This window comes from Protofrankia sp. Cr1, assembly GCF_963555865.1.
In the GTDB taxonomy this organism is placed as follows: Bacteria; Actinomycetota; Actinomycetes; order Frankiales; family Frankiaceae; genus Protofrankia.
The window spans coordinates 3,041-5,185 of the sequence record NZ_CAUVXO010000413.1 but is presented as its reverse complement, the minus strand read 5'-3'; the positions used below and the strand labels follow the sequence as shown (position 1 = coordinate 5,185).

Below are 2,145 nucleotides of genomic sequence, written 5' to 3'. Positions count from 1 at the left end.
GCGGCGAAGTCGTCGCTGGTCCGGACGTTCACGACCATGGCTCCCTGCACCGAGGGTCCGGGACGATCATGCTCTTCGCCAACCTGAACCAGGCTCGCCATCGTGAACCGGCTGCGGACCAGGGAGATGGCCGCGAGCATCGCGACCGGCGCCTGCCCGGTCACGACGCCAAGCGCCACGCCGTCCTCCCTCGGCAGCATGCCGGGCAGCGCGCCGAGCCCGGGATCGTCGTCCGCGGCGCGCACCTCCGCGAACAGGTCGAGGATCGACCCCCGCTCGGCCGCCCCGCGGTCGGCCACCGCGCACACCCCGCCGGTGGTCCGTACCTCGACCGGAAAGCCATGGTCCCGGGCGGAGATCGCAAGGGAGGCGGCGACCCGCACCGCGTCCTCGAAATAATCCTTGCTGTAGGGGGCGGTGCTGGTGTCGAGCACGACCATCAGCCGCGGCTCGTTGGGCACCACGTTGTGACGGACCATGAGTTTCCCGGTGCGGGCGGTCGACCGCCAGTGGACGAGCGTAGATCGTCGCCGCGGACGTACTCCCGCAGGCTGTGGAACGCGACGCCGCCGAGCGGCGCCGTGCTCGTCGTAGGCCCGTCCATGTCCCGGGAGCCGCCGGTGGGTAGCGGTGCCACCGGGTGCAGTCGAGGATGCACCTTCAGCTCCGACCGGGAGGCGTAGGAACGTCCGATGTGCATGAGCCGGAGCGGGTCGCTGTGACCGATGGTGAGGGGACCCACCTGGTAGACGCCGCGGCGATCGGTGGGCAGCGGGTAGGCGGTCTCGAACGAGCGGTCCGGCGCCAGACTGGGCAGGGTCACCGCGACGTGGCGCTCCCCCACGGCCTCGCTGGCGAGAAACGGCGGGCTGCGCCGCCGCGCGGAGTTGGTCACGGTGAGCAGACCCCGGGCGCCCTCGCCCTCGGCCACCCGCAGCGGCTGGATCTCCCGGACGACGGTGACGTCCGGAGTGACGAGCATCCAGGCGGCCGCCACGAGCAGTGCGGCCAGACCCCCGAGAGCGAACACGACCAGCTCCGGGTAGTCCAGCAGCGCACCGGACAGGCCGAGGATGACCACGGCCGCGGCAACAGCGAAGCCCGACCGGGTGATCATCTAGTGAACCACCCGCTGATCCGGCACCGGTACCGACGCCGTGAGCCCGCCGAGCAGGCTCGCCGCGGTGCCGCCGGCCAGCTCCGCCTCGGGTCGCAGCAGCATCCGGTGGCCAAGCACGAACGGGACGAGCGTGCGCACATCGTCCGGGGTGACGAACGACCGCCTGTCAGCCGCCGCGTGTGCCTGGGCCGCGACCGCGAGCGCGAGCCCGCCACGTGGGCTCACCCCGAGGCGCAGTTCGGGCATGCGTCTGGTCGCCGCGGTGATCGTGACGATGTAACCGAGCACCGCCGGAGAAAGATGGACGCGGCGTGCGATGTCGGCCATCCGGACCACCTCGGCGCTGGAAAGTACTGGGTTCACCTCATTGAGCGTCTGGCCGCGGGCCCGGTTCTCCAGGATCTCCACCTCGGCCTCGTGGCGCGGATAGCCGATCTCCATCCGGATCATGAACCGGTCGATCTGGGCTTCGGGGAGGTCGTAGGTACCGCCGTGTTCCACCGGGTTCTGGGTCGCTATGACCATGAAGGGTCGGGCCAGCTCATAGGAGACGCCGTCCACCGTGACCTGGCGTTCCTCCATGACCTCCAGGAGCGCCGCCTGTGTTTTCGGCGAGGCACGGTTGACCTCGTCGGCAAGCACGATGTTCCCGAACACCGCTCCGGGCCGGAACTCGAACTCCCGGCTGCGCTCGTCCCAGACCTGCACGCCGGTGACATCGGTGGGAAGCAGGTCGGGGGTGAACTGGATCCGGCGCATCGTTCCGTCGATGGAATTCGCGATGGCCTTGGCAAGGGAGGTCTTCCCGACCCCGGGAACATCGTCGATGAGCAGGTGGCCCTCGGCCGCCATGCACACCAGGGCGAGACGAATGACATCCCGCTTACCCCGGACGAAAAGCTCGACGTTACGGACGAGTTCCTCGTAGCGTTCGGCGAACCATTCGACTTCGGACACGCTCGCCGAAGGGTCGGTCATGGGCTTCTCCCCCCAGGAATCACAAGGCAAGGGCCATGGTAGAGGCC

Annotated in this window: 2 protein-coding genes and 1 pseudogene; all 3 read right to left on the bottom strand. The window is 69.4% G+C overall.

Annotation, left to right across the window (positions count from 1 at the left end; all coding sequences use genetic code 11):
* Window positions 1-479 (bottom strand): annotated as a pseudogene (locus U9980_RS22630) (DUF58 domain-containing protein); the annotation flags it as partial.
* The gene (locus tag U9980_RS22625) at window positions 440-1,117 is read right to left on the bottom strand and encodes a hypothetical protein (protein WP_322769780.1); all 678 of its coding nucleotides are present in this window, start codon (window positions 1,115-1,117) and stop codon (window positions 440-442) included. The pseudogene U9980_RS22630 and the gene U9980_RS22625, both read right to left, overlap by 40 nt.
* Window positions 1,118-2,098 carry a MoxR family ATPase gene (locus U9980_RS22620; RefSeq protein WP_322769779.1) on the bottom strand — a complete coding sequence of 327 codons (981 nt, stop codon included), beginning with the start codon at window positions 2,096-2,098 and terminating at the stop codon, window positions 1,118-1,120. It lies immediately after the preceding gene.
* Between the last annotated feature and the right edge of the window lie 47 nt (window positions 2,099-2,145).

Coding starts and splice junctions, on each gene's coding strand:
- U9980_RS22625 (WP_322769780.1), bottom strand. CDS start 1,117: ATGATCACCCGGTCGGGCTTCGCTGTTGCCGCGGCCGTGGTCATCCTC.
- U9980_RS22620 (WP_322769779.1), bottom strand. CDS start 2,098: ATGACCGACCCTTCGGCGAGCGTGTCCGAAGTCGAATGGTTCGCCGAA.